At 64.9% G+C, this 5,739-nt stretch carries 3 protein-coding genes; all 3 read left to right on the forward strand.

What is annotated here, in order from left to right; translation table 11 throughout:
- The first annotated feature begins 332 nt into the window (after nt 1-332).
- Nucleotides 333-791, forward strand: coding sequence for a single-stranded DNA-binding protein (ssb, locus tag VGH54_RS08410; protein ID WP_331511484.1), 459 nt, complete (start codon nt 333-335; stop codon nt 789-791).
- Between the two features lie 71 nt (nt 792-862).
- Nucleotides 863-2,539 (forward strand): energy-dependent translational throttle protein EttA, encoded by a 1,677-nt coding sequence (ettA, locus tag VGH54_RS08415; protein ID WP_331511485.1) that lies wholly within the window; start codon nt 863-865, stop codon nt 2,537-2,539.
- Nucleotides 2,540-2,584: 45 nt separating this feature from the next.
- The coding region (locus VGH54_RS08420) for an NAD-glutamate dehydrogenase domain-containing protein (RefSeq protein WP_331511486.1) at nt 2,585-5,739 on the forward strand (3,155 nt) is incomplete at its 3' end.

Below are 5,739 nucleotides of genomic sequence, written 5' to 3' on the forward strand. Positions count from 1 at the left end.
CGGCCTACAACGCGATGCTGGCCGAGTTGGCACGGCGCGACACGTCAGGCCAACGCTAAGCGGTCACCGTCACGCCCGCCCCGCCAGGGTCGGGGCACACAATTTGCCCGCCTCGGAGCGAAAACTGCTCGGCACGCACGGTCGCTCGAAGGGGGCACCACACACCCCTGCTGCCAGGGGCCGATGGGCGGATGTGACTTCTTAATCCACACCCAACGCTTTCTCCACAGCATCAACCGTCCTCGCCCGGAATCGGATCGAGCTGTCGGTGCTCCCGAGCTGAATGGCCTCCAGCACCGGTTGCGGTGCGATACAAGAAAGGTGAACAAGAAATGTTCGAAACACCACTGACCGTGGTCGGAAACGTCGTCAACGATCCCAAGCGACGCAGGGTCGGTGACCAGGAAGTAATGAAGTTCCGGGTCGCCAGCAATTCGCGGCGCCGAGTCGCCGACGGCACCTGGGAGCCCGGCAACTCGCTGTTCGTCACCGTCAACTGCTGGGGCCGACTGGTCTCCGGTGTGGGCGCATCGCTGGGCAAGGGTTCGCCGGTGATCGTGTCCGGGCACGTCTACACCAGCGAATACGAGGACCGCGACGGCATCCGGCGGTCGACCTTGGAGATGCGCGCCACCGCCGTCGGTCCCGATCTGTCTCGCTGCATCGCGCGGGTCGAGAAGACGGTCTCCTCCGGATCGGCGACCGGGGCGACCGCTACCGAGGAGGAGAAAGAACCGGACAGCATCGAGACCGCACCCGATGCCGAGGCCGCGTTACCGTTGTCGGCTTAGCTGCATCGATGTGGCGGTGCCTAGGATGGGGCGCGAGCAACACCCCGCAATCAGAAAGGCAACACCGCCGCATGGCTGAGTTCATCTACACGATGAAAAAGGTCCGCAAGGCGCACGGCGACAAAGTCATCCTCGACGACGTCACCTTGAGCTTCTATCCGGGCGCCAAGATCGGTGTCGTCGGCCCCAACGGGGCGGGTAAGTCGAGCGTCTTGCGGATCATGGCCGGGCTGGACAAGGCCAATAACGGTGAAGCGTTCCTGGCCACCGACGCGACGGTCGGCATCTTGCTGCAGGAGCCTCCGCTGAACGAGGAGAAGACCGTTCGCGGCAACGTCGAAGAAGGCCTCGGCGACATCAAAGTCAAACTCGACCGCTTCAACGAAGTCGCCGAACTGATGGCCACCGACTATTCCGACGAGCTGATGGAAGAGATGGGCCGGCTGCAGGAGGACCTGGACCACGCCAACGCGTGGGACCTCGACTCGCAGCTCGAGCAGGCGATGGACGCCCTGCGCTGCCCGCCGCCCGACGAGCCGGTGACGCATCTGTCCGGCGGAGAGCGGCGCCGGGTGGCGCTGTGCAAACTGCTGCTCTCCAAGCCGGACCTGCTGCTCCTCGACGAGCCGACCAACCACCTGGACGCCGAGAGTGTGCAGTGGCTCGAACAGCACCTGGCCGCATATGAGGGCGCGGTGCTGGCGGTCACCCACGACCGGTACTTCCTGGACAACGTGGCCCAATGGATCCTGGAGCTCGACCGCGGCCGCGCCTACCCCTACGAGGGCAACTACTCCACCTACCTGGAGAAGAAGGCGGAGCGGCTGTCGGTGCAGGGTCGCAAAGACGTCAAGCTGCAGAAGCGGCTGACCGAGGAGCTGGCCTGGGTGCGTTCCGGCGCAAAAGCCCGCCAGGCCAAGAGCAAGGCCCGCCTGCAGCGCTACGAGGAAATGGCAGCCGAGGCCGAGAAGACCCGCAAGCTCGACTTCGAGGAGATCCAGATCCCGACCGGCCCGCGCCTGGGCAACCTGGTGGTCGAGGTCGAGCACCTCGACAAGGGCTTCGAGGGACGCACGCTGATCAAAGACCTGTCGTTCACGCTGCCGCGCAACGGCATCGTCGGCGTCATCGGTCCCAACGGTGTCGGCAAGACGACGCTGTTCAAGACCATCGTCGGCCTCGAACAGCCGGACAGCGGCATCGTCAAGGTCGGCGAAACAGTGAAGCTGAGCTACGTCGACCAGTCCCGGGGCGGCATCGACCCCAAGAAGACGGTCTGGCAGACCGTCTCCGATGGGCTGGATTACATCCAGGTCGGGCAGAACGAGATCCCGTCGCGGGCCTACGTCTCGGCGTTCGGTTTCAAGGGCCCCGACCAGCAAAAGCCGGCAGGGGTGTTGTCCGGTGGTGAACGCAACAGGCTCAACCTGGCGCTCACGCTCAAAGAGGGCGGAAACCTGATCCTGCTGGACGAGCCGACCAACGACCTCGACGTCGAGACGCTGGGCTCACTGGAGAACGCGCTGGAGAAGTTCCCCGGCTGCGCGGTGGTGATCTCCCACGACCGCTGGTTCCTCGACCGGACCTGCACCCACATCCTGTCGTGGGAAGGCGACGATGACAACGAGGCCAAGTGGTTCTGGTTCGAAGGCAACTTCGGTGCGTACGAGGAGAACAAGATCGAGCGGCTCGGAGCCGAAGCGGCGCGTCCGCACCGAGTGACTCACCGAAGGCTCACTCGCGACTAGTGTCAGGCATGCCAGCGTTGGTATGCGTGCTGAGGAGCGGTCGGCATGACGGTTGATGCTCTGGACTGGGCGAAGTTCACTGACAGCCACGACATTCCCGAGTGGATATCGAAGGCTTACGCCGACAGCTACCAAGGCCCGCACGACGACGAGGCCGAAGCCGACTCCGGGTCTGCGCCGGAGTCGCTCTCGGCTCCCGCGGTCACGCCGGCGTTATTGAGCGCGCACTATCGGCTCGGTTCCCATCGCCCCGCGGGGGAGAGTCGTGTCGCGGTCTACCCGCACGACGACCCGAGCGGATTCGGTCCCGCGCTGCAGGTGGTCACCGACGACGGCGCGATGTTGATGGACTCGATCACCGTGCTGCTGCATCGGCTCGGGGTGGCCTACGTGGCGATCATGAACCCGGCTTTCCATGTCCGCCGGGACGCCGCCGGAGATCTGCTTGCCGTTGGGCCGAAGGATTCCGACGGTGACGGGATCGATGAGACCTGGATCCATGTCCAGCTCGTGCCATCGGTGGACCGCGACGCCTTAGATGAAGCCGAACGCGTGCTGCCGGGGGTGCTGGCCGACTTGCGCAGGGTGGCAGCGGATTCGACGGCGATGATCGCCGTGCTCAACGGCCTGGCTCACGACGTCGAAACCAACGCGAACGGCCACTACCCGGGGGCCGACAACGGTGACGTCGCCACGCTGTTGCGCTGGTTGGCCGATGGGCATTTCACGCTGCTGGGATACCAACGCTGCCCGGTGCATGACGGACGCGTGTCGGGGGATGCGGCGACGGCCAGCCTCGGTGTGCTGCGCCGTCGCTCGGGTTCGCGTCCGCGCCTGACCGAGGACCACGAACTGTTGGCCTTGGCGCAGACCGATGTTGCCAGCTACTTGCGCTTCGGCGCTTACCCGTATGTCTTCGCCGTCCGGGAAGACGCGGACGGCCGTGTCTTCGAGCATCGCCTGATCGGCCTGTTCACCGTTGCCGCGATGAACGCCGATGTCCTGGAAATCCCGATCATCTCGCGCAGGGTCCACGAGGTGCTCACCCTGGCCGACCTCGACCCCGGCCACCCCGGGCAGTTGCTGCTTGACGTGATCCAGACCGTGCCGCGTTCAGAGCTTTTCGCGCGCAGCGCCGAGCAGCTGCTGGCAATGGCCAAGTCGGTGGTCGACCTCGGATCGGGTCGTCGCGCACTGCTGTTCTTGCGTGCCGATCGCCTCGAGTACTTCGTGTCGTGTCTGGTCTACCTGCCACGCGACCGCTATACGACCGCGGTGCGTTTGCAGATCGAAGACATCCTGGTCCGGGAATTCGGCGGCACCAGCCTCGAATTCACTGCTCGTGTCACTGAATCACCCTGGGCTTTATTGCATTTCATGGTTCGGCTACGTGCGGACACCGCCACGCAGATCGACACCTCCGACGCCAACCGGGTGCGGCTTCAGGCGCTGTTGACCGAAGCCGCGCGCACCTGGTCCGACCGGCTGCTCGGCGAGGCGGCGGCAGCAGGGGTTGAGCCGATTGAGGCTGAGCACTACGCGAGCGCGTTCGCCGAGCCGTACAAAGAAGCGGTCACCCCTGCCGATGCGATCAACGACATCGCCATCTTCGAGGAGCTGACCGACGATTCGGTCAAGCTGGTGATGTCTGATCACGACTACGACGAAACCGTCCGGCTGACATGGTATTTGGGCGGACGGACGGCATCACTGAGCCAGTTGCTGCCGATGCTGCAGTCCATGGGTGTGGTGGTGCTCGAGGAGCGCCCGTTCACGGTGAACCGCCCGGACGGGCTGCCGGTGTGGATCTACCAGTTCAAGATCGCGCCGCAGCCCACTGTCCCGCTGGCGCAGCCGGGTCCGGAGCGGGAGGTGACGGCTCAGCGTTTCGCCGATGCGGTGACCGCGATCTGGGAAGGCCGCGCGGAGATCGACCGGTTCAACGAGTTGGTGATGCGCGCCGACCTGACCTGGCAGCAGGTTGTACTGCTGCGCAGCTACGCGAAATATCTGCGGCAGGCCGGTTTTCCGTACAGCCAGTCCCACATCGAATCGGTGGTCAACGAAAACCCCGAGACCGCGCGATCACTGGTCACGTTGTTCGAGGCGCTGTTCGACCCCGATCCATCCGGCTCGCCGAAGAGCCGTGACGCGCAGGCTGCCGCGGCGGCGGTCGCATCGGACATCGACGCGTTGGTGAGCATGGATACCGACCGCGTCCTGCGCGCATTCGCCGAACTGATTCAGGCTACGCTGCGCACCAATTACTTTGTGACACAAGATGGATCGGCCCGCAGCCAGAATGTGCTATCGCTGAAACTGGATGCGCAGCTGATCGAAGAGCTTCCGCTGCCGCGTCCGAAGTTCGAGATCTTTGTGTACTCGCCCCGCGTCGAAGGTGTGCACCTGCGATTCGGTTACGTAGCGCGCGGTGGCCTGCGGTGGTCGGACCGTCGGGAGGACTTCCGCACCGAGATCCTGGGTCTGGTCAAGGCGCAGGCCGTCAAAAACGCGGTCATCGTCCCGGTCGGCGCCAAAGGCGGTTTCGTCGTCAAGCAGCCGCCGCTGCCCACCGGTGATCCCGCCGCCGATCGCGACGCCAACCGCGCCGAAGGCGTCGACTGCTACAAGCTGTTCATCTCCGGACTGCTCGACATCACCGACAACGTCGACCACACCACCCGCGAGGTCAGTGCCCCACCGGGCGTCGTGCGGCGGGATGGCGACGACGCCTACCTGGTGGTGGCCGCCGACAAAGGCACCGCAACGTTTTCCGACATCGCCAACGAGGTCGCCGAGTCCTACGGCTTCTGGCTGGGCGACGCGTTCGCGTCCGGCGGATCCGTTGGCTACGACCACAAAGCGATGGGCATCACCGCCAAAGGTACGTGGGAAGCGGTCAAGCGGCACTTCCGCGAGATGGGCGTCGACACCCAGACCGAGGACTTCACCGTGGTCGGCGTCGGCGACATGAGCGGCGACGTGTTCGGCAATGGCATGCTACTGTCCACCCACATTCGCCTGCTGGCCGCCTTCGACCACCGCCACATCTTTTTGGACCCCGACCCCGATCCGGCCACCTCGTGGCAGGAACGACGACGGATGTTCGACCTGGCCCGCTCCAGCTGGGACGACTACGACACCTCGCTGATCAGCGAGGGCGGCGGGGTATACAGCCGCGAGCACAAATCCATCCCGAT

This window comes from Mycobacterium sp. (assembly GCF_036488105.1).
GTDB lineage: Bacteria > Actinomycetota > Actinomycetes > Mycobacteriales > Mycobacteriaceae > Mycobacterium.